We start from the raw sequence: 21,508 nt of genomic DNA on the forward strand, positions 1-21,508 counted from the left end.
AGTTTATGGCGTTAAATATTCTATTCGAATAAATTAAGCTATTGCAGCACTACTTGTCTGTACTTCGCGGCTTACTTTTTTAACCAATCCCTGCAATACATTGCCCGGACCAACCTCTACAAATTCAGTTGCGCCATCGGCAAGCACGTTACCTACTGTCTGTGTCCAACGCACAGCACCGGTTAATTGTTTAATTAAATTAGCCTTTATCTCAGTTGGATCTGTATATGGCTTAGCATCAACATTTTGATAAACGGGGCAAATTGGTGATGCAATATTGGTGGCTTCAATAGCAGCCTGTAATTCAATTTTTGCCGGTTCCATTAACGGAGAATGAAATGCACCCCCTACATTTAATTTTAATGCCCTTTTTGCTCCAGCTTCAGTTAATTTGGCACAAGCAAGATCAATACCTTCTATGCTGCCCGATATTACCAATTGCCCGGGGCAGTTGTAATTTGCAGGAACCACTACAGCATCAATTTCGGCACAGATTTTTTCAACCACATCATCAGCTAAACCTAAAATAGCCGCCATGGTTGATGGCTGTGCCTCGCATGCTTTTTGCATAGCATTTGCGCGGGCAATAACCAGTTTTAATCCATCTTCAAAGCTCAATGCATTTGCAGCTACTAAAGCAGAAAATTCACCTAAAGAGTGACCAGCAACCATATCTGGTTTAAAATCATCACCTAACACTTTGGCCAATATAACCGAATGCAAAAAGATTGCTGGTTGGGTTACATTGGTTTGCTTAAGTTCTTCATCTGTTCCGCTAAACATAATATCGCTAATGCGGAAACCGATAATTTCATTGGCCTGTTCAAATAATGCTGCTGCCTTTGGGTTTTCGTAAAGATCTTTACCCATGCCTACAAACTGTGCTCCCTGTCCGGGAAAAATATATGCTCTTTTCATATTAAGTATTGAGATTTGAGACGTGAGATTTGAGACATTTCGCCTAAACTCAACTAATATAATTATTTTCCCAAAAATCGGATTTGAATTAATCACAGAATTAAATTCAATCGACTTTAATTCTCTAATCAGATTTTTGGCTATTTTTGAAATGATTAGCGCTCATATCTAAAATCTCACGTCTCAGTTCTACATCTAGTCTAAACTTGCAGTAATTAACCTTAAAAACTCAGATCTTGTTTTATCGTTACTTAAAAAGGTTCCTGTAAAGGCAGATGTTGTTGTCACCGAGTTTTGCTTTTGTACACCACGCATAGACATACATAAGTGCCTGCACTCAATCACCACCGCAACGCCCATAGGGCTAAGGGTATTTTGGATACAATCTCTAATCTCGTTCGTTAAACGTTCCTGTACCTGTAAACGGCGGGCAAAAGCGTCAACCACACGAGGAATTTTACTTAAGCCCACAATGTGTCCGTTAGGAATATAGGCAATATGTGCTTTGCCGAAGAATGGCAGCATGTGGTGTTCGCACATCGAATATACTTCAATATCTTTAACCACCACCATTTGGCTGTAATCCTCTTCAAACATGGCTGATCTAAGGATTTCATCAGGCTTTAAATCGTAGCCATGTGTTAAATATTGCAGCGCTTTAGCTACGCGTTCAGGTGTTTTTAGTAAACCTTCCCGCTCCGGATTTTCGCCCAACTGGCCAAGAATATCTTTATAATGTGTAGCTACAGCTTTAATTTTATCTTCATTGTAACGGTCTATTTTTACATAACCGTCTCTCGATTCGCCTTTCAATACGTCTTTATTGCTCATTAATTCAGGTTTTTAACCAAAGTATTCAACAAAATTATTTTCGGTTTCGTATATTTTTACGCAATGCAAAACAGCACCGCTTTCTGCGATTGGTGCTTCTAACTGCTTCCAGATTTCGATGGCCAGATTTTCTGTAGAAGCCAGTTTGCCTTTCATAAAATCAACGTCGAGGTTTAAGTTTTTATGATCAACTTTATCTACTACATAGTCGTTCATTACCTCTTTAAGCCATTTCAGATCAACCAGAAAACCTGTTTCCGGATTCACTTCACCTTTTACTGTAACATACAGCCAATAGTTATGGCCATGCCAGTTTGGGTTGGCGCATTTACCATAAACTTCACTATTTTTATCATCATCCCAATCGGTACGAGCCAATTTGTGCGCCGCATTAAATGATGCTTTTCTTGTTATGTAAATCATTATTGTAAAATAAAATGCAAATATACGGATAAAGGTTTAAGCTTAAAGACTAAAGACCAAAGCTAAAAGAAAACAATCTGCTAACTTTACATCATGAAAACTTTAATTGTTGCTGCCACAAAAGCCGAACTTACCTTCTTTTACCAGCACTTTAATTTACCAGACGGAGATTTTGTAGAAAGCAAAAATTTCGATTTGCTGATTACCGGAGTTGGGATGGTGTCAACAGCCTTTGCCCTGGGCAAACATCTCTCATCTAAATATAGCCTTGTGGTAAATTTCGGCATTGCCGGAAGCTTCGATCGGAATTTGGCTTTAGGTACGGTGTTAAATATTACCGAAGATACTTTTGCTGAACTGGGCGCTGAAAATGGCGACGAATTTTTAACCATAAGTGACTTAGGTTTTGGGGAGAACCACTACATCTCGAAAACACAAAAAAGCGTTACTCTACCTATAGCAAAAGGCATAACTGTGAACTGTGTGACGGGGAGCGAAAAAAGCATCAAAAATTTAATTGAGAGGTTAAATCCAATTACCGAAAGCATGGAGGGAGCTGCTGTTTTTTATGCCTGCAAACAGTTAAATATAGATTGTTTACAGATTAGAAGTATATCTAATTATGTAGAACCGAGAAATAAAGACAACTGGAAAATTGGTTTGGCCATTAAAAACCTGAACGACTGGGCCATTGCTTTTGTTGGAGAAATGAACTGATTATGACTAATTAGTTTACCACAGTAGTTAATTTTGATTTATGAACCCGACACAATTAAAATAATTAATTTAATTGTCAAAGGCTCCATCTAACAACTGAAAACAAAAAAATAAATAGATGAAACTTACACTTGGATTTTCTCCCTGCCCTAACGATACATTTATTTTCGATGCGCTCATTCACCATAAAATTGATACGGAAGGATTAGAATTTGAGGTTTCTTACGATGATGTTGAAACCTTAAACCAAAAGGCACTCAAGGGCGAATTAGACATTACCAAGTTAAGTTTTCATGCATTTGCCTACGTAGCTAACCAATACGCATTATTGGATGCTGGGAGTGCCCTCGGATTCGGCGTAGGTCCACTATTGATCAGTAATAAGGATTTTAATCGAGAAAAAGATGCTGAACTCCAAACACCAGATTCAAAACTGAGGGTTGGCATACCGGGAAAGTATACAACTGCGAATTTCTTGCTGGGAATTGCTTACCCCCATTTACAAAACAAACAGGAACTTGTTTTTTCGGAAATTGAATCGGCTTTGCTTAACGGGCAGATTGATTTAGGATTGATTATCCATGAAAACAGGTTTACCTACCAGGATAAGGGATTAACCAAAATTGTTGATTTAGGCGATTATTGGGAAAAACTAACCGGTTGCGCCATTCCATTAGGCGGAATCGTAATTAACCGTAATTTAGATCGGGAGGTGCAGTTAAAGGTGAACCGTTTAATCCGCCAATCTGTAGAGTTTGCCTTTGCACATCCACAATCGGGTATCGATTTTATCCGCCAGCATGCCCAGGCCATGGAAGAAAGTGTGATGTACAAACACATCGAATTATATGTGAATAAATATAGTATAAACCTTGGCGAAGAAGGGCGTAAAGCCATTGATACCTTATTTAAACTTGCCCAGGAACGCGGAATTATTCCTGCCATTCAGGAGAACCTGTATATTTAATTCGTCCCCGTCATCTCGACTGTAGCGGAGAGATCTAATCTTGCATGAAAGACCCTGAAATAAGTTCAGGGTGACGACGCGCTGGAAAGGCCCATCTAAATAGATTTCTCGACTGCGTTGCACTCCGCTCGAAATAACGGTAACTTGAGGGAGATTTTCACACGAAAAATTACTCTTCAAGAAGAATATGATTGGAAAGACTTAAATATTGATTTTGGCGCGTAAAACATTCAACTTTACAACATTGCAACTTTTAACAATTATGGAAAATTATATGTTTAAGAATGATACTGTAGAACATCCCGGCTTAAAACCTTATCCTACCAATAACTTATAACCTTTTCCGTGCACGTTAATAATCTCTACTGTCGGATCGGCCTTAAGGTACTTACGTAACTTACTTAAAAACACATCCATACTTCTTCCATTAAAGTAATTATCATCATGCCAGATGCTCAACAGTGCTTCTTCACGGGTTAAAACGGTATTCTTTTTTAAACAAAGTAAACGCAACAGCTCAGCTTCTTTGGTAGACAGTTTTTGTTGATGATCGTTATCGGTAATAATCTGGGTAGTATAGTCAAAATGATACTGACCAATAGAAAACTGTGTTTCGGCAGCCTCATCGTTATTATCTGTTTTATTGGCAATGCGTTTAAACATCGCGTTAATGCGCAGTAATAGCTCTTCTATGCGAAAAGGTTTAGTAATATAATCATCACCACCTAAATCATAGGCCGCAGATTTATCTTCTAACATGGTTTTAGCAGTTGCAAAAATAATGGGTACCTGGGTATTTATCTTCCTGATATCTTTCCCCAAGGTAAAACCATCTTTTTTAGGCATCATCACATCTAAAATACATAAATCGAAGTTTTGCTTATTAAATGTTTTCAAACCATCTTCACCATCGGTGCATAATACTACATCAAACTTGCCTTTTAACTGCAAATAGTCTTGTAACAATAAACCTAAATTTGGGTCGTCTTCTACCAGAAGTATTTTTTTCATTTTCTTATTTTTATTCATTACGTAGCATTAGCCACACTGGAAGTTTGATTCTGAATATGTATAACAGTTTAATTTATGCTGTAGATTAAATTAATACTCCACAATATGAGCTATTAAACCGTTCAATTTTAATACATCAATAAAGCAGCTTTTATAAAGGTAAAGATATTTCGAACGTTGTTCCTTTATCTTTTTCGCTACTTACCTTAACTGTTCCGTTCAGTTTTTTAATAATATCCTGAACATAATTTAAACCCAAACCAAAGCCTTTAACATCATGTAAATTACCTGTTGGTACCCTATAAAACTGATCGAAAATCCTTTTAGACTGCTCTTTGGTCATGCCTATTCCTTTATCCGCTATCTGGATAATTAAATTCTTGCCGGCATTGCGGGTCGTAATGGTAATCTCCGGCGTACCGCTACTGTATTTATTCGCATTATCAATAAGGTTATAAATTACATTAGACAGGTGCAGCTCATCGCCGTATACAACAGCATTTTCTGCACCGGTATGTACATTAATAATGGCATTCCTTTTCTGCAGCTGCAATTCCATACTATCTAACACAATCACAATTAAATCGTTCACGTCTACTTCCGTGTTCTCCATTTTAAGCTCGCCCTTTTCTAAGCGGGCAATACTTAAAACACGTTCAATGTGACTACCCAGGCGAACATTTTCATCATAAATAATCCCTGCCAAACGTTTTAACCGGGCTTTATCTTCTGTCACCTCCGGATCTTTTAAAGCTTCACTGGCAATCATAATAGTAGCTACAGGCGTTTTAAACTCGTGTGTCATATTATTGATGAAATCTGTTTTCATTTCAGACAGTTTTTTCTGCTTCAAGATAGCATACAGGGTATAAGAGAAGATGAAAACAAGTACCAGTAACAGACCAATTGATGAGGCTAGTGTAACACTTAGATTAGATATAATGGCCGAATTTTTATTCGGAAAACTGACGAAGAGCATTCCGGGATCGCGAAAGATATCGTTTCCAAACAAAGGTGTTTTGTAGGTGTTTTCGGGCAAAAACTCTCCTTTAACGTTAGAGGCCGTCATAAAAATGGTCGAATCTTTTCTGGCTAACGAAATCCGGTAAGAAGGTTCTAGTGTAATATTATTGGCAAGGAGTTCCTGCTTTAATAAACGGCCTAAAGAACTAAAATTAATGCGTTTATAAATTGGCACATTGGTTTCCTGCAGTTCTTTAGACACATCCTCAACCACGCTTAACCTTGTATACGAAAAAGTATCTTTGCCCAGCGCTGCAATTTTTAGTTCTAACTGCTTTTTAGCAATCTCATCTTCCCGTTTAAATTTTTTCTCTAAATCGTCAGAAATCTTTGGAACACTTACAAAGCCGGGATTGCCGTTTCTGGGATCAAAAACCAAATACCTTAAAGAATCTGGCAAGCTTTGCAAACTTTTAAATTCGAATGCTTTTGGTGGGGCAGCAAAAGGTTTTGTGCGCATGCTATAACCTTTTAAAATAAGGCTTTTAACATCAATGAATGCGTCCATTTGCAAATCCAGTTTATCGCCATTTTTTGAAGTTAACGAAGTATATTCCCTTTCAGAAATTACATTGGGCGCCCGGTAAGATACCTGGATAATACTATCTTGTTGGTTCAGGTAACTTTCGATCTGATTTTCCCTTTCGGCTTGCCGCAACTCTGCCTCTTGTGCATATTGTTGCCGTAAATCTTTAATATCAAGCACACGCTGCCTCGAATCCTGGAGCTGTTTCAGCTTGTTTTCTGCATCTTTGCGGTTGAGGTGATCGGCAACATTTCTACGTTGTATTTTATTTACTACCGAAGTTAGCGTTTGATTTACCTGTTCATCAAAAAGCTGGGATTTTAGTTTATACGATTCACGGATGTAATACAATTGCATTACAAACACGCCCAGTAGTGCTACTGTCATTAAAACCGTAATTAACCAAAAACTTCTTTTCTTCATGAACCAGATTGGGTTTTAAACCTAAAAAAACCGAACATAATCTTCTTAAATCTAAACAGATATCAAAAATACTGAATAGCTAAGCCAAGTGTTGGTTTTTAACATATTTTAACAGCGAGAGGCATTGGAAAGATTTCCGAAGTTTACCCAGCCTGGGCATACGAAACTTCTGAAGTCTGGCCTGGGCAAAAAAATGCCGAGGCTAAGCCTCGGCATGGTTCAAAATTGTTTGCTTAAAAAAGACTCTTTATTTAGAAAGGCAAATCATCATCTTCACCTGGCGCATTGCTTACATCAACCGGAGCTGCATAAGCTGGCGTAGCTGCCGGAGCACCTGCTGCAACTGCATTGATACGCCAAATAACCAAGCTGTTAAAATATGATGTTTTACCCGCTTTATCTGTCCATGGGCGACCACGTAAATTAAAGAAAACCTCAACCTCATCGCCTGCTTTAAATGTATCTAATAATGCAGTTTTATCTTGTAAAGCCTCAAAACGGATATATTCTGGGTATGTTGGATTTTCTGCGTATTCTACTATTAAATCACGTTTTTTAAACGTTTCACTTACTTGTTGTGTGGCACCTACTTCGTGTACTTTTCCTTTAATTTCCATATCTAATACTACTTAATGTACTATAAACATCAAATCTCTATAATTTTATTGATAACTTCGCATATATTATGATGCAAGTTTTCCACAATAAAAGCAAGGTAATTATTACCTGCAACAAGCGCCTTTCGCCTTACTTACAAGAAGAAGTTACCGCTTTAGGTTATACCATCGAGCGGTCTTTTGCTACGGGTGTTGAGCTCAATATCACCCTTACAGAGTGTATTAAGCTAAATTTAAACTTACGCTGTGCCAGTCAGATTCTATATGCCATCAAAAGTTTCAAAGCCATTACACCGGATGACTTATATAATGAAATTGCAGCCATTGAGTGGGAAGAACTGATTGATTTTTCGGGTTATTTCTCCGTAACGTCAAATGTTGATAACCCGAATATTACCACGCCGCTTTTTGCAAACTTAAAAGTAAAGGATGCTATTGCAGACCGTATGAAAGAGAAAAAAGGCATCCGCCCTAACTCCGGATCGGATGCAAACAAAACAGTGGTGCATTTATACTGGAAAGATGCCGATGCTGATGTTTTTATGGATACTTCAGGCGAAACGCTGGCCAAACACGGTTACCGTAAAATTCCCGGAAAGGCACCTATGTTAGAGGCCCTGGCAGCCGGGGTTATTTTAGCAACCAACTGGGATAAGAAATCGCCATTTATTAACCCCATGTGCGGTTCAGGAACATTAGCTATTGAAGCAGCCCTGATTGCCACTAACCGCGCCCCGGGATTATACCGCATGAATTATGGTTTTATGCATATATTAGGCTACAACGAAGAAGATTTTTTCGCTGAACGCAGAATTTTAAAAGAGCAGGTAATTAAAAATGTTGATCTTAAAATTGTAGCTTCCGATTTGTCGGAAGATGCAGTTGAAGTAACCCGTAGAAACGCTAAAACGGCAGGTGTTGATACTTTAATTGAATTTGAAGTTTGCGATTTTGAATTAACACCAGTTCCCGAAGAGGGCAAAGGTGTTGTTGTTTTTAACCCTGAGTACGGCGAACGCCTGGGTGTGCACAGCAAGCTGGAATTGACTTATAAACGCATGGGCGATTTTATGAAAACGAAATGTAAAGGCTATTCTGGATATATTTTCACCGGAAATCCTGATCTTGCAAAGAAAATTGGATTAAAAGCGGCTAAAAAAGTTGAATTTTATAATGGTAAATTAGACTGTCGTTTATTAGAGTATGAATTATATGATGGCTCTCGCCGGGCACCATTAATTGACGCCTAGTCTTTTTCATTGAAAATTAATATATTACGCTCTATTACGTACCATAACGTAAAAATTTTGAAAAATATGGAATTTGACGACATGGATCATATGCCCGAATGGGAGCATTTTAGCCGATTTGGCCGGGATGATGAGGATGAAGAAAATCTATCAAGTGTTGATGCCGAAAAGGTTAGACTTAAAGTAACCAGGGCTAAAAGTCTTTACAACCAGGCAAGAGCTGTATACAAATATGCCGCCCTGTTCTGTGAAACACTGGAAGGAGAAATGGCCGAAATGACCGCTAACTTAATTATGCAGAATGCACTGATGTTATGCCCTAAAATTGTTGGGGCAGAAGGTGCGGATATGTATATTTTGAGAATGGAAAATGCTTCTATTATCCGAACGAACTGCCGTGAATTAGAAACCCAGGTAAGAGCGGCAGATATGTTCGAAATCTGCACGCCAGAGTATAAAAACATTGTTTTAGACGAAATTGAAAAATTTCGTCTACTCTTTATCGAATGGGTTAAATATTTCGAAAAAGACGAGTTTGAAGATGACTGGGGGTTATATTAACTTTTGACAGCTAATTTTATTATCTCGATCTTTTCTTTCGCAGATTTGGTCGCAAACATGATGTATCTTTAAACATCTCATATCACTCCTATCTCCTCTCATTTATCTAAAAAAAATCACTTCAAAAACCTGATTATCAAACAAAATACCTAAACATTTTAGGTTGTCCGTTGTTATAATATTCAATTCACCATCCCGGTTCGCGTAATTCCTTATAGTGCTAAAATTAAATTTTTAAAATCTATAGGAATAAAAGTTTCGTACATAATAAAAAACATTAAAAAATTATCCCTTTTATGGAAGATGTATTGGCGTTAAAAACGAAGAATGTTGCCGGGAATATTAGAAAAATTAGAGAATACAGAGATTATACTCAGGATTATCTGGCAGCGAAACTGAAAATATCACAGAATGCTTACAGCAAAATTGAGCTCGGTTATAGTAAATTAACTATTGACCGTTTATTTCACATTGCAGCAATTTTAGAGGTTGAAGTATCTCATTTATTGACCCTCAACCACAATGATTTAATTAAAATTATTGCTGATGATGAAAGCAGGGCAGCGACCGTGAGTTAATCTCCGGTCGCTGTTGATATCATTTTTTTTATCCCTGCAGATAATTCCAATACCTTTGGAAAAAAATTCGATCTTATGCAGGTTACCATCCAGAAAACCATTGATTTTGTAAAAGAAACATTAGCGCATGCTGAGGCAGGACATGATTGGTTCCACATTGAGCGTGTTTTTAAAACCGCTTTAACTATCAATCACCAAGAAAATGGCGATGAACTTGTGGTGGCCTTTGCTGCATTATTGCATGATATTGCTGATCCTAAATTCAATAATGGTGATGAAGAACTGGGACCTAATATGGCTGCTTCATTTTTGGCATCAATTGCTGTTGAAGCTGAGGTTATTGCGCATGTTAAGTTGATTATTCAAAACATGTCATTCAAAAATAGTTTTGATGGAGCAGGTTTTACTTCGAAAGAAATGAAAATTGTACAGGATGCAGATCGTTTAGATGCTATTGGTGCCATTGGAATTGCCAGGGCATTTACCTACGGGGGATTCAAAAACAGGGTGCTTTATGATCCGGCTATATTACCAGAAACGCACATTAGCAAAGAAAGTTATAAAAACACCACTGCCCCTACCATTAATCATTTTTACGAAAAACTGCTACTGTTAAAAGATATGATGAATACTGGAGCTGGAAAAGCAATAGCAGTAGAAAGGCACAATTTTATGCTGCTCTATCTGGAACACTTTTATAAAGAATGGGAAGGCAAATAACCCACAACAAAACTCTTGTGTTCTTCACCTCCTTAATAACCTGATCTTTTTACACAGTAAAATCTTGGTTAGCGAAAAAGGTTTAAATTAAAAATACTTTTTTATCCCTGAACTGGAAATTGAATCCTTTGAATAATTTTAATTATTACGATTATTCCAAATTCGAATAGATTAAACAAATCAATTTACTAATATTTTTAGTTATTAAACTATCTTTGTTAGTAAAATTACTTCCTATGTCTGATCGCATTCGTGAAAAATTAAATATTCTTGCTGATGCCGCTAAATATGATGTTTCTTGTTCATCAAGTGGCGGCACGAGAAAGAATGATACAAAAGGGCTTGGCAACAGCCATACTTCGGGCATTTGCCATACTTATACAGAAGATGGGAGATGTGTTTCTTTATTAAAAATTCTCCTAACCAATCACTGCATTTACGATTGTTTGTTCTGTGTTTCACGTAAAAGTAACGATATAAAACGTGCCGCCTTTACCGTAGATGAAGTGGTAGAATTGACCATGAATTTTTACCGACGGAACTATATTGAGGGATTGTTTTTAAGTTCAGGGATTTTTAAAAATGCCGATTTTACTATGGAACGTTTACTCCTGGTGGTAAAAAAATTGCGTTTGGAGCAGAATTACAATGGTTACATCCACCTGAAAACCATTCCGGGAGCCAGCGATGAACTGATTAAAGAGGCTGGCCTTTATGCTGACAGGATGAGCATCAATTTAGAAATGCCCACCGAAGCTGGTTTAAAACTTTTGGCGCCAGAGAAAAACCACGCAGATGTAATTAAACCACTTGGGTTTGTACAGCAACAGATTACACAGTTTATCGCAGATAAAAAACTGATTAAACATGTGCCAAAATTTGTACCGGCAGGCCAGAGTACCCAAATGGTCATTGGCGCTACGCCCGAAAGCGATAAGGATATTATGTACACGGCCAATGCTTTTTATAAAAATTTTGCCCTAAAGAGGGTTTATTATTCGGGCTATGTACCCATCAGTAACGATACACGGATGCCCGTTTTGGGTACCCAGCCACCATTATTAAGAGAAAACCGCTTGTATCAGACCGACTGGCTGATGCGCTTTTATGGTTTTAAAGTGCAGGAAATTTTAAATGATGCCAACCCTAATCTTGACGTAGATATTGATCCAAAACTTAGCTGGGCGATCCGCAACATGCAGCACTTCCCCGTAGATATTAATACGGCTGATTATAAAATGATTCTCCGGATACCGGGGATTGGCGTCATGTCGGCTAAAAAGATTGTACAGGCCAGGAAATTCGGTAAACTCAGGATTGATCAGTTAAAAAAAATCGGTGTGGCTTATAACCGGGCGAAACATTTTATCACCTGTTTAGATAGTCCGTACCAATTGAAAGATTATCAGGGCACACAGATTAAAGCTTTTATTTTGGCCGAAAGCCAAAGCAAATATTTAAAAACAGATAGTAACCAGATGATTTTGTTTTAAAAACCAGTAATCGTCATTTCGAGCGGACCCGATAGCTATCGGGTGCAACGGAGTCGAGAAATCTATCTAGTTAGGTCTCTACATTCCGCTTCGCTTCAGTCGAGATGACGATCTAACAAACAACCAATGACCTACATTTTCGATGGCTCCTTACAAGGACTTTTAACAGCAGTTTTTGAATGGTTTGAACGTAAACCGGGAAAAGTTGTGTTAAAATCGACCGAAATTTTCCAGCCTGAAGCTTTTGCAGAAAGTTTTACCATAACTACTGATGCAGAAAAAGCCGACCGGGTTTGGGCGGGACTGGAAAAGAAACTCAAAAAGGATTGGCTTCGCAAATATTACTGCAGTTATTTATCAGAAATTCCGGAAGCTTATCACCACCTGTTTCAGTTTACGCTTTATATTTTTCAAAATCAGTTAGGTGCCGAAAATAATTATGGCAGCGAACATGTAATTGCATTAGCCAAATATGCCAAAAGTGTAGAGCGGGAAAAACACAGGATGGAAGCATTTATCCGTTTCCAGAAAACGGGCGACGGAATATTTTATGCCAGTATCGATCCTGATTTTAATGTTTTACCCTTAATATCCAATCATTTTAAAAATCGATATGCTGATCAACAATGGTTGATTTATGATTTAAAACGCAAATATGGTTTGCATTATAATCTAAATACGGTTGAAGAAATCACCATCAGTTTTAGCAATGGCGTAAATAAGCAGAATCCTGCTCCGGTTTTAATGGATGAAGGCGAAGCTTTATATGCAACACTTTGGAAAGATTATTTTAAAAGTGCAAATATTGTAGCCCGCAAAAATACCAAATTGCATGTGCAGCATGTACCCAAAAGATACTGGAAATATTTGACAGAAAAAGCGCCGCTTTAGCATTGACAACTTTCCTAAACCTATAGCTATTGAAGCTGTCGATGCTAAAGGTCATCATCCACGACAACAATAAGTCTGGCAAAAAGATTAAAGCTTACTGCCATGCTGACACTCACATGCTCCATTTGTGTGAAAAGATTGACAGTTTGGTGAAAATTTGTCCCTCCAACTCACTTGGCATAAAAAGTGTTAAATGTATGCATAGTTAAAAAACTTAAAATCAAAATAAAAAATAATAAAGTTATGGCGTTAAACCTTAAACCAATTGCTGGCAGTTCGAACAGAGTAATCGTTGAACCGGCTGCGGCAGAAGAAAAAACTGCATCAGGTTTGTATATCCCTGATACTGCAAAAGAAAAACCATCTAAAGGAACTGTTGTATCTGTTTCTGAAGAAGATTCTGAAGGTAAAAAAGCGAGTGTAAAAGTTGGCGATGTTGTAATTTATGGTAAATACGGCGGTACTGAGTTTCCTTACGAAGGTAAAGATTACCTTATTATGCGCGAAACTGATATTTACGCTGTTGTTGGGTAATAAATAATGATCGAATGTCTGAATTTCGAATAGGTGAATTCAGCATTAATCAACAAATAAAATAACAATGTTAGAATGAAAAGAATACAAATTCAATCATTCTATCATACAATCATTCAAAATTCAAAAAAGAAATGTCAAAACAAGTAAAATATAACGTAGAAGCACGCGACGCCCTGAAAAGAGGTGTTGATATTCTTGCAAATGCAGTAAAAGTAACATTAGGTCCAAAAGGCCGTAACGTAATTATCGATAAAAAATTCGGTTCACCGGCAATCACTAAAGATGGTGTTACCGTAGCGAAAGAAATCGAATTAAAAGATGCTGTTGAGAACATGGGTGCTCAGATGGTTAAAGAAGTAGCTTCAAAAACAGCTGATATTGCTGGTGATGGTACTACTACTGCTACTGTATTGGCTCAGGCGATTATCACTACAGGTATTAAAAACGTTGCTGCCGGTGCAAATCCAATGGATTTAAAACGCGGTATAGATAAAGCGGTTGCTGCTGTTGTAGAAAACTTAAAAGCACAATCTCAAACGGTTGGCGAAGACAACAATAAAATTAAACAAGTTGCATCTATCTCTGCTAACAATGATGAAGTAATCGGTGCGCTAATTGCTGAGGCAATGGGTAAAGTTGGTAAAGACGGTGTAATTACTGTTGAAGAAGCAAAAGGTACTGAAACTGAAGTTAAAACAGTTGAAGGTATGCAGTTTGACAGAGGTTATTTATCTCCATATTTTGTGACCAACGCTGATAAAATGGAAGCTGAATTAGACAGCCCATACATTTTAATCTACGACAAAAAAATCAGCAACATGAAAGAATTGTTGCCGGTTTTAGAAAAAACTGTTCAAACTGGTAAACCATTGGTAATCATTTCTGAAGATTTAGATGGCGAAGCTTTAGCTACTTTAGTAGTTAATAAAATCCGTGGTTCATTGAAAGTTGTTGCTGTTAAAGCTCCAGGGTTTGGTGATAGAAGAAAAGCAATGTTGGAAGACATCGCTATCTTAACTGGCGGTATCGTAGTATCAGAAGAAAGAGGTTATAAATTAGAGAATGCTGATTTAACTTATTTAGGTTCTGCTGAGAAAGTTGTTGTTGACAAAGACAATACAACGGTAATCAATGGTGCTGGTAATTCAGAAGATATTAAATCTCGTGTTAGCCAAATTAAATCTCAGATCGAAACGACTACTTCTGATTACGATAAAGAAAAATTACAAGAGCGTTTGGCTAAATTGGCTGGCGGTGTTGCAGTTCTTTATGTAGGTGCAGCTAGTGAAGTTGAAATGAAAGAGAAAAAGACCGTGTTGATGATGCTTTACATGCAACCCGTGCGGCTGTAGAAGAAGGTATTGTTGCTGGTGGTGGTGTTGCTTTTATCCGTGCTGTTGAAGCTTTAGCAAACTTAAAAGGTGCTAATGAAGATGAAAACACTGGTATTCAGATCATCCGTCGCGCTATTGAAGAGCCATTACGCCAAATTTGCGAAAACGCAGGTATTGAAGGGTCTATCGTAGTTCAAAAGTTAAAGAAGGTACAGCCGATTTCGGTTATAATGCACGTACTGATGTTTACGAAAACTTAATTGGTGCAGGTGTTATCGACCCAACTAAAGTGAGCCGTGTAGCTTTAGAAAACGCAGCATCTATTGCAGCTATGTTATTAACTACAGAAGTTGTTTTAGCAGACGAACCTGAAGAAGGTGGTGCTCCGATGCCTCCAATGGGCGGCGGCGGAATGGGCGGCATGATGTAAAATATCCCATCACGAAAGCATTTCGTGTAAAATATTCCCTCAAGGTTTAATACCTTGAGGGTTTTTTTATGCCCAATTTGCATCCAAAAAGACGCTTTAAGGGCTTTGTAACCTACAAATTTAGTTAGTTTTGGTGTAAAATTTTGTTCCTGTAAATAAAATTTGACGTTATTTACACCTAATTATTTATTGATGTGTCTCAGGTCTGGTACTCATTTATGATATTGGATTAAACCAAGTTAAACTGACAAGGTCTCCGGAACGCAATAAAATCAATCCCTAGTGTTAGCTGTTTATGAAGATTCGTTGTAAAAGGAAATGGTTTTCTTTTGTTCTATTTTTTGGGTCATTCTTGCTCACGTCAAACGTTTTAGCGCAGGTAACGGTTGGCACGGTAGATTCAGGACCATATACTCCGGGCAGTACCATTGCTGTTCCTTTCGCTATACCTGCTAGTTGTATATTGCAGGATAATCAATTTCAACTCTACTTATCAGATCAAAATGGAGATTTCAGTACCGAAACCCTTATCGGAAGTTATACCGGATTTTACAGCACGTACATAAACGGCAAACTTCCAGCGGTACTTGCTTCCGGCACAGGCTATAGGATCAGGGTAAAATCCACCAGTCCCGTATCTGTAAGCGCACCCTCATCGGCTTTTGAAGTAAAAGCAGGAACAGCGGTTGAGGCAAAGTTAACCTCAACATTGCTAAATGCAGCGAACAACGAAACCTTTGGCACCTGTAGCAGCCGGCCAGACAATTCATTCGTTCTTGAAAATGAATCTACAGCTGGCAGTGAAGTAACTGCAGAAATAACTGACGAAATTAACCAGGGGACTCCTCAAACATTGAATTTCACCAATCCACTTCAAACTTTTATTGCCAAACAAGTGCACTATACCATCATAGCAAAGGCAAAAATGCCTGATGGAAGTTTAGCCACTAAAGCCTATCTGCTGATTAATAACAAAGCAGTAACCGCTTTTGCCAGCACCGGAAATCCAGTGTTATGTCTGCCATCTGCAGACTTTACATTTAATGTTGATGTAACTTCAGTTTCTGGTATTCAAAATAATTTTCCCGGAGATATTTATTCCATAACATGGGGAGACCAGACTGCAAGTACCTACACCCTTTGTGAGATTATTAGAAATAACGGACAAATTAAACACACTTACTCGAGATCGTCTTGCGGGAGTGTTTCCACATCAAGTGCAGGAACCATTTACAATGCTTTTGATGTTTCCATTAATGTACTAAATAATTTTTGCGGCAAAATCGGAACTCCCGTCTCCTCGTCCGCCAAAGTCGTTGAAAAACCTAAAAATGATTTTAGCTTTACTCCCATTGGCTGTACCAATGCTGATATTCCTTTTGTAAATACATCAACATTAGGAGAAAATCCAGAAACCAATACTGCAGAATGTACCCCTAACAATGTGACTTTTAACTGGTACGTTGATGGAGTCCTTATTAAGGCAAACCAACCTAAATCTTATATTTTTGTACATAAGTTTTTAACTCATGGAAATCATGAAGTAAAACTAGAGTCTAAAAGCCTGGGCCCTTGTCCGGCTGAAAACGTAATATACTCCATCTGTATCCAGGATCCACCTAAACCTGATTTTAATTTACCATCAACAACGATTTGTACGGGAACAACTCTAAAAGCTTCTGATCTTTCAGTTTTAGATAATATCTGTGATGCTGCTAACAGTTACTCCTGGTCGGTTTCTCCTGCTGTTGATTTTGCAGAAGGCACAAGTGCAACAAGCAAGGAACCCGTATTCAGCTTTACCACTCCGGGCACTTATACCATTACGTTAAGCATTTCTACGCCATCATGTGGTCCGGTTGTTAGCCTGCCACAAACTGTTGTGGTAAATGAAAGCCCGAAAGCTACACTTTCGCCCGATATCACGCTGTGTAATCTTGCTACTTACGATTTTAACAATACCACAACAGGACCAACCCAAACGTTAATTACAGGCACAACAAAAGATTTACCAGACACTTATACCTGGACGGTTACTCCATCGGGAGCAGGTACCTATAGTTTTGAAGGAGGTACAACAACGAACTCTAAATACCCATCAATAAAATTCGATAGCTACGATACTTATACAGTAAAGGTCATCCATAAAAACAATTGCGGCACAGCCGAAGATACCCAAATCCTAACCTTCAGCACTTCCCCTGTAATTAAGGCAGGCCCTGACCAAAGCATCTGCTTCAATGACCCAAGCTTTACTTTAAGCGGAACGGTAACCGGAGCCACTACCACGCAAAGCTGGATTGGGGGCGAGGGAGAATTTAACCCTAGCAGAAATGATTTAAATGCAACCTACACCCCAACAGCAGCTGAAAAAGCTGCAGGTACGGTTACTTTAACCTTAAGGGTAACTACCTCACTTGCCGCACCATGTAACCAGATAGATGACGATATTATTTTAAAAATAAAACCCGATATCAGTTTAACAAGTGCAGCAACTAAAACCATTTGCACAGGTAATAATGTAGCCTACACACCAACTTCTGCGGCAGCAGGCGTTACCTATACCTGGACGGCTACAGGAACAACATCTGCAGCTGGTTACACGACAACCGGAACCGGGGATATTAACGACATACTCACCAATAACGATCTCAATGCAGATGCAAATGTTACCTATACCATTACGCCTCATTCAGAGGGGTGCGATGGAACACCTTTCTTATTACTTGTTGTGGTTAAGCCGAATCCCATTGCGACAGTAACGACCTCAAATTCAACAATTTGTAATACCAACTCATCAGCCATTACTCTATCAGCAAATCTAACTGACATAAATTATACCTATACCAGTGCAGTAACAGGGGCAATAACTGGGAATAGCAATAGAGTGGTAGCATCGGCAGAAACCCAGATTAATGATATTTTAACCAATTCGGGTACCACATCAGGTACAGTAACTTATACCATCACTCCAATATCTACAAACGGCTGTCCGGGTGCACCGGCTACCATTACGATTACGGTTCTACCAAATGCAACATTGCCAAACGCTGGTCCGGATGAGGCGGTCTGCAATGCCACATCTTATACATTAAAAGGAAACAGTCCGGTAGTGGGTACAGGTAAATGGACTATCGTTTCTGCGCCTGCAACCGTAACATTCGCAGATGATACACAGAGCAATACCAATATCTCAGGGCTACAGGCTGGAAATACCTATACCTTAAGATGGACCATAAGCGATGCCAGTTGCTCAACATCGAGCGATGATGTTCAAATCACAGTTAACCCGCTCAGTGTCGGGGGTACCACAACTGGCGATGCGAATGTATGTGCAGGTGCAAATGGCGGAAACATCAATCTAACAGGGCTGGTTGGAAATATTATCCGTTGGGAAAGATCTATCGATAACGGGGCAAACTGGGCGACCATTACCTCTACAGCAAATCCTTATGTGTTTTCTAATCTCACCGTCACTACACAATACCGTGCGGTAGTACAAAGCGGTAGTTGTGCAGAAGCCACATCAACAATAACTACCATCACTGTAAATCCGGGTACCGTTGTGGCAAATGCAGGCTCAGATCAAAGCCTGTGCAGTGGTAACGGCATCACCTTATCCGGCAACGATGCTTCGCCTAACAGTGGTACATGGACCTTAACATCAGGACAATCCGGTATTACCATAACCAATCCTACGCTTAGCAACACCACCGTTACTGGCCTCGTACCCGGCCAAACTTATACTTTTAGATGGACCATTACCGGTTTCGGTGGTTGCCCACCCTCTACCGATGACGTAACCATTACTTATTATCTGCCAGTTACCAATAATATTTCCGCATCTGCTACTCCGGCATGTGAAGGGCAAACCATCACGATTACCGGCGATACACCAACTGGAGGAGCAGGAACATTTGACTACCAATGGCAAAGCAGTGCCGATGGCAATACATGGGCCAACATCCCTTCAGCCATTAATAAAGATTTAACCTTAACAGCTTCAGTTTCTACCTATTTTAGAAGGTTGGTGAACAGTACTGTCTGCACTTCCATCAGTAATTCATTACAGGTTACTGTTTTACCAGGGCTAACCAACAATACCATTTCTGCCAATCAAAATATCTGTATCGGCACAGCTGCGGCAGCTTTAACAGGTAATGTGCCAAGTGGTGGCAACGGAACTTATGTGTATCAATGGCAATCTAGCTTAAATGGAACCGCCTGGAGCGATGTATTGGGCGCAAACAGTATAAGCTTTACACCGCCAACACCAAGTGCAAGTATTTATTATCGGCGATCAGTAACCAGTGGCCCATGTAGTAGCAATTTAAGCAACCAGATTAAAATAACGGTTAATCCACATGCTAAAGCAGAAATTACTTATAATAAAAATGTTGGCTGTGCACCTTTTATTCTGGATGCAGGCAATATTGCTGCAACTTTATATCCCGACAGGAACAGTATTTACACCTGGTTTGCCAATAATGTACAAATCGGAGTAGGGTCAACATTTCCAGGTTACACCATCATGAATGGCAATGAAAGCGTAACTATAAAACTTGTTGTCACCAGTAGTCTGGGTTGTAACACGGATGAAAAAAGTGAAGTATTTAGCGCGCTTCCTGTAATTACTCCCTCTTTTACAACAAGTATTAACGAAGGCTGCGGACCGCTTAATGTTACCTTTACCAATACGACCAATCCGCTCAATGGTGCAACCTACGCCTGGGATTTCGGCAATGGACAATTTTCTAACCTGGCACAGCCCGCAGCAATAACTTTTCAGGCAGATCCAACCGGGAAAGACAAAACTTATAACATCACACTAACAACGACCGTACCCTGTGGTCCGCCCGTTATAACAACTGCAACAGTTATTGTGCATGCCAAACCTGTTGCTGTATTTTCGCCCGATAAAACAACAGGATGTGCTGATTTGCTGGTAAATTTTAGCAATACCTCTCCAGAAAGCGCAGGAACAACCTATACTTACGATTTTGGTGATGGTACACCATCAGAAACCTATCCTGATAGAAGAACAGTAAGCCATACGTTTAGCACGCTTTTCGTTAAGAATTTTATCGTCACAATGACTGCTAAAAATACCTGTGGAACAAACTCATCTACTAACACCATTGTAGTTTCACCTAATAATATTATACCAGAATTAGTGGTAAATGGAACCGAGAAAAAAGGCTGCGCGCCTTTCACAGTAAATTTTGTGAACAATACCAGTGGAGCAAGCCGTTTCGTTTATACCTTTACCAATGAAGATACTGGCGACATAACCAAACTTCCATCAAATACAACAGGTGTTTTCCCTTACACTTTTACCAAAGCCGGAAAATATACGATCAGGTTGGATGCAGAAAACGATTGTTCGAAGAATTTCACTACAGAAACCGTAACCATACTTGCTCAGCCAACAGCAAGTTTCACTGCCGATAAAACAACTGACTGTACCAAACTTGCCGTCCAATTTAAAAATACAAGTACAGGTGCGATCGGCTATCGTTGGGACTTTGGGGATGGTTCTCCAATTTCAAATGAATTTGAACCACAACATACTTACACTGGTTCAGGTATAAATTATTCCGTTACACTCACCACCAGCAATGCAGAAGGCTGTACCAATACCACCACAATAACCGATTTTATCCATATTTCTGCCCCACCTGTGGCAACATTCACGGTTACACCAGGTAACGAAACAGCTGTTCCAAACTATACGTTTGGCTTCAAAGATATCAGTACAGATGCGGTTAGCTGGGAATGGTCTTTTGGCGATGGTGCTAAATCAACCCTACAAAACCCTAACCATACTTACGCCAACGAAGGTACTTACACCGTAACCTTAAAAGTGTTAAATAAGACAGGCTGTTTAGCTACTACCTTCCAATCAGTGAGAATTATCAGTGTACCAGGCAACTTAAACATACCGAACTCCTTTATGCCAGCAAGCGCGAAAAATGAAATTAAAACCTTTAAAGCAAAAGGTCGGGGCATAAAAGAATGGAACATGTCTGTTTTTAACAAATGGGGGCAGTTAATTTGGGAAACAACAAAATTAGATGAAGGCGCACCTTCAGAAGGTTGGGATGGCACTTATAAAGGCCAGGATCAGCCACAGGGTGTTTATTACTGGAAAGTAGATATCAAATTTATTAACGGAAGCGACTGGAAAGGGATGACCTACGATTCATCTCCTCCGAAAAAAACAGGTGTAATATATTTAATCAGATAGATGATGAGTAG

Annotated in this window: 16 protein-coding genes and 1 pseudogene; 11 read left to right on the forward strand and 6 right to left on the reverse strand. The window is 39.0% G+C overall.

What is annotated here, in order from left to right; genetic code table 11:
- Positions 1-33: 33 nt before the first annotated feature.
- The 3 genes from fabD to ACQ86H_RS28325 form a co-directional block, all read right to left on the reverse strand.
- Positions 34-918, reverse strand: coding sequence for an ACP S-malonyltransferase (fabD, locus tag ACQ86H_RS28315; protein WP_431293237.1), 885 nt, complete (start codon positions 916-918; stop codon positions 34-36).
- Between the two features lie 195 nt (positions 919-1,113).
- The gene (gene folE, locus ACQ86H_RS28320) at positions 1,114-1,749 is read right to left on the reverse strand and encodes a GTP cyclohydrolase I FolE (RefSeq protein WP_138819389.1); all 636 of its coding nucleotides are present in this window, start codon (positions 1,747-1,749) and stop codon (positions 1,114-1,116) included.
- A 12-nt stretch (positions 1,750-1,761) separates the two neighbouring features.
- Positions 1,762-2,172, reverse strand: a complete 411-nt coding sequence (locus ACQ86H_RS28325) for a 6-pyruvoyl trahydropterin synthase family protein (RefSeq protein WP_138819388.1) — start codon at positions 2,170-2,172, stop codon at positions 1,762-1,764.
- A gap of 93 nt (positions 2,173-2,265) precedes the next feature.
- Here ACQ86H_RS28325 and mqnB point away from each other — a divergent pair, with 93 nt between their 5' ends.
- Together mqnB and ACQ86H_RS28335 are read left to right on the forward strand one after the other, a co-directional pair.
- On the forward strand, positions 2,266-2,889 hold the full coding sequence (gene mqnB, locus ACQ86H_RS28330; protein WP_138819387.1) for a futalosine hydrolase: 624 nt from the start codon (positions 2,266-2,268) through the stop codon (positions 2,887-2,889).
- 118 nt (positions 2,890-3,007) lie between these two features.
- Positions 3,008-3,856, forward strand: coding sequence for a menaquinone biosynthesis family protein (locus tag ACQ86H_RS28335; RefSeq protein WP_138819386.1), 849 nt, complete (start codon positions 3,008-3,010; stop codon positions 3,854-3,856).
- Positions 3,857-4,171: 315 nt separating this feature from the next.
- Here the strand turns inward: ACQ86H_RS28335 and ACQ86H_RS28340 are convergent, their stop codons facing one another.
- From ACQ86H_RS28340 to ACQ86H_RS28350, 3 genes are all read right to left on the reverse strand, one after another.
- A complete protein-coding gene (locus ACQ86H_RS28340) occupies positions 4,172-4,867 on the reverse strand; it encodes a response regulator transcription factor (RefSeq protein ID WP_138819385.1) in 696 nt (231 codons plus the stop codon).
- Between the two features lie 151 nt (positions 4,868-5,018).
- On the reverse strand, positions 5,019-6,839 hold the full coding sequence (locus ACQ86H_RS28345) for a sensor histidine kinase (RefSeq protein WP_431293238.1): 1,821 nt from the start codon (positions 6,837-6,839) through the stop codon (positions 5,019-5,021).
- A gap of 251 nt (positions 6,840-7,090) precedes the next feature.
- A complete protein-coding gene (locus ACQ86H_RS28350) occupies positions 7,091-7,456 on the reverse strand; it encodes a DUF3127 domain-containing protein (RefSeq protein ID WP_057933226.1) in 366 nt (121 codons plus the stop codon).
- A gap of 71 nt (positions 7,457-7,527) precedes the next feature.
- Here ACQ86H_RS28350 and ACQ86H_RS28355 point away from each other — a divergent pair, with 71 nt between their 5' ends.
- From ACQ86H_RS28355 to ACQ86H_RS28395, 9 genes and pseudogenes are all read left to right on the forward strand, one after another.
- The gene (locus tag ACQ86H_RS28355; protein WP_138820788.1) at positions 7,528-8,706 is read left to right on the forward strand and encodes a THUMP domain-containing class I SAM-dependent RNA methyltransferase; all 1,179 of its coding nucleotides are present in this window, start codon (positions 7,528-7,530) and stop codon (positions 8,704-8,706) included.
- 66 nt (positions 8,707-8,772) lie between these two features.
- Complete coding sequence (locus ACQ86H_RS28360) at positions 8,773-9,267, forward strand: hypothetical protein (protein ID WP_138819383.1); 495 nt, start codon at positions 8,773-8,775, stop codon at positions 9,265-9,267.
- 296 nt (positions 9,268-9,563) lie between these two features.
- Positions 9,564-9,845: a helix-turn-helix domain-containing protein gene (locus tag ACQ86H_RS28365; protein ID WP_431293239.1), complete on the forward strand. Its 282-nt coding sequence runs from the start codon at positions 9,564-9,566 to the stop codon at positions 9,843-9,845.
- 75 nt (positions 9,846-9,920) lie between these two features.
- Positions 9,921-10,565, forward strand: coding sequence for an HD domain-containing protein (locus ACQ86H_RS28370; protein WP_431293240.1), 645 nt, complete (start codon positions 9,921-9,923; stop codon positions 10,563-10,565).
- Between the two features lie 236 nt (positions 10,566-10,801).
- Positions 10,802-12,058, forward strand: coding sequence for a putative DNA modification/repair radical SAM protein (locus ACQ86H_RS28375; protein WP_431293241.1), 1,257 nt, complete (start codon positions 10,802-10,804; stop codon positions 12,056-12,058).
- Positions 12,059-12,184: 126 nt separating this feature from the next.
- Positions 12,185-12,949, forward strand: coding sequence for a TIGR03915 family putative DNA repair protein (locus tag ACQ86H_RS28380; protein ID WP_431293242.1), 765 nt, complete (start codon positions 12,185-12,187; stop codon positions 12,947-12,949).
- Between the two features lie 243 nt (positions 12,950-13,192).
- Complete coding sequence (locus ACQ86H_RS28385) at positions 13,193-13,483, forward strand: co-chaperone GroES (protein WP_025141798.1); 291 nt, start codon at positions 13,193-13,195, stop codon at positions 13,481-13,483.
- 134 nt (positions 13,484-13,617) lie between these two features.
- Positions 13,618-15,250: pseudogene (gene groL, locus ACQ86H_RS28390) on the forward strand (chaperonin GroEL).
- Positions 15,251-15,602: 352 nt separating this feature from the next.
- Positions 15,603-21,497, forward strand: a complete 5,895-nt coding sequence (locus tag ACQ86H_RS28395; RefSeq protein ID WP_431293243.1) for a PKD domain-containing protein — start codon at positions 15,603-15,605, stop codon at positions 21,495-21,497.
- The last annotated feature ends 11 nt before the right edge of the window (positions 21,498-21,508 follow it).

The organism is Pedobacter sp. P26 (assembly GCF_050632135.1).
Taxonomy (GTDB): Bacteria; Bacteroidota; Bacteroidia; order Sphingobacteriales; family Sphingobacteriaceae; genus Pedobacter.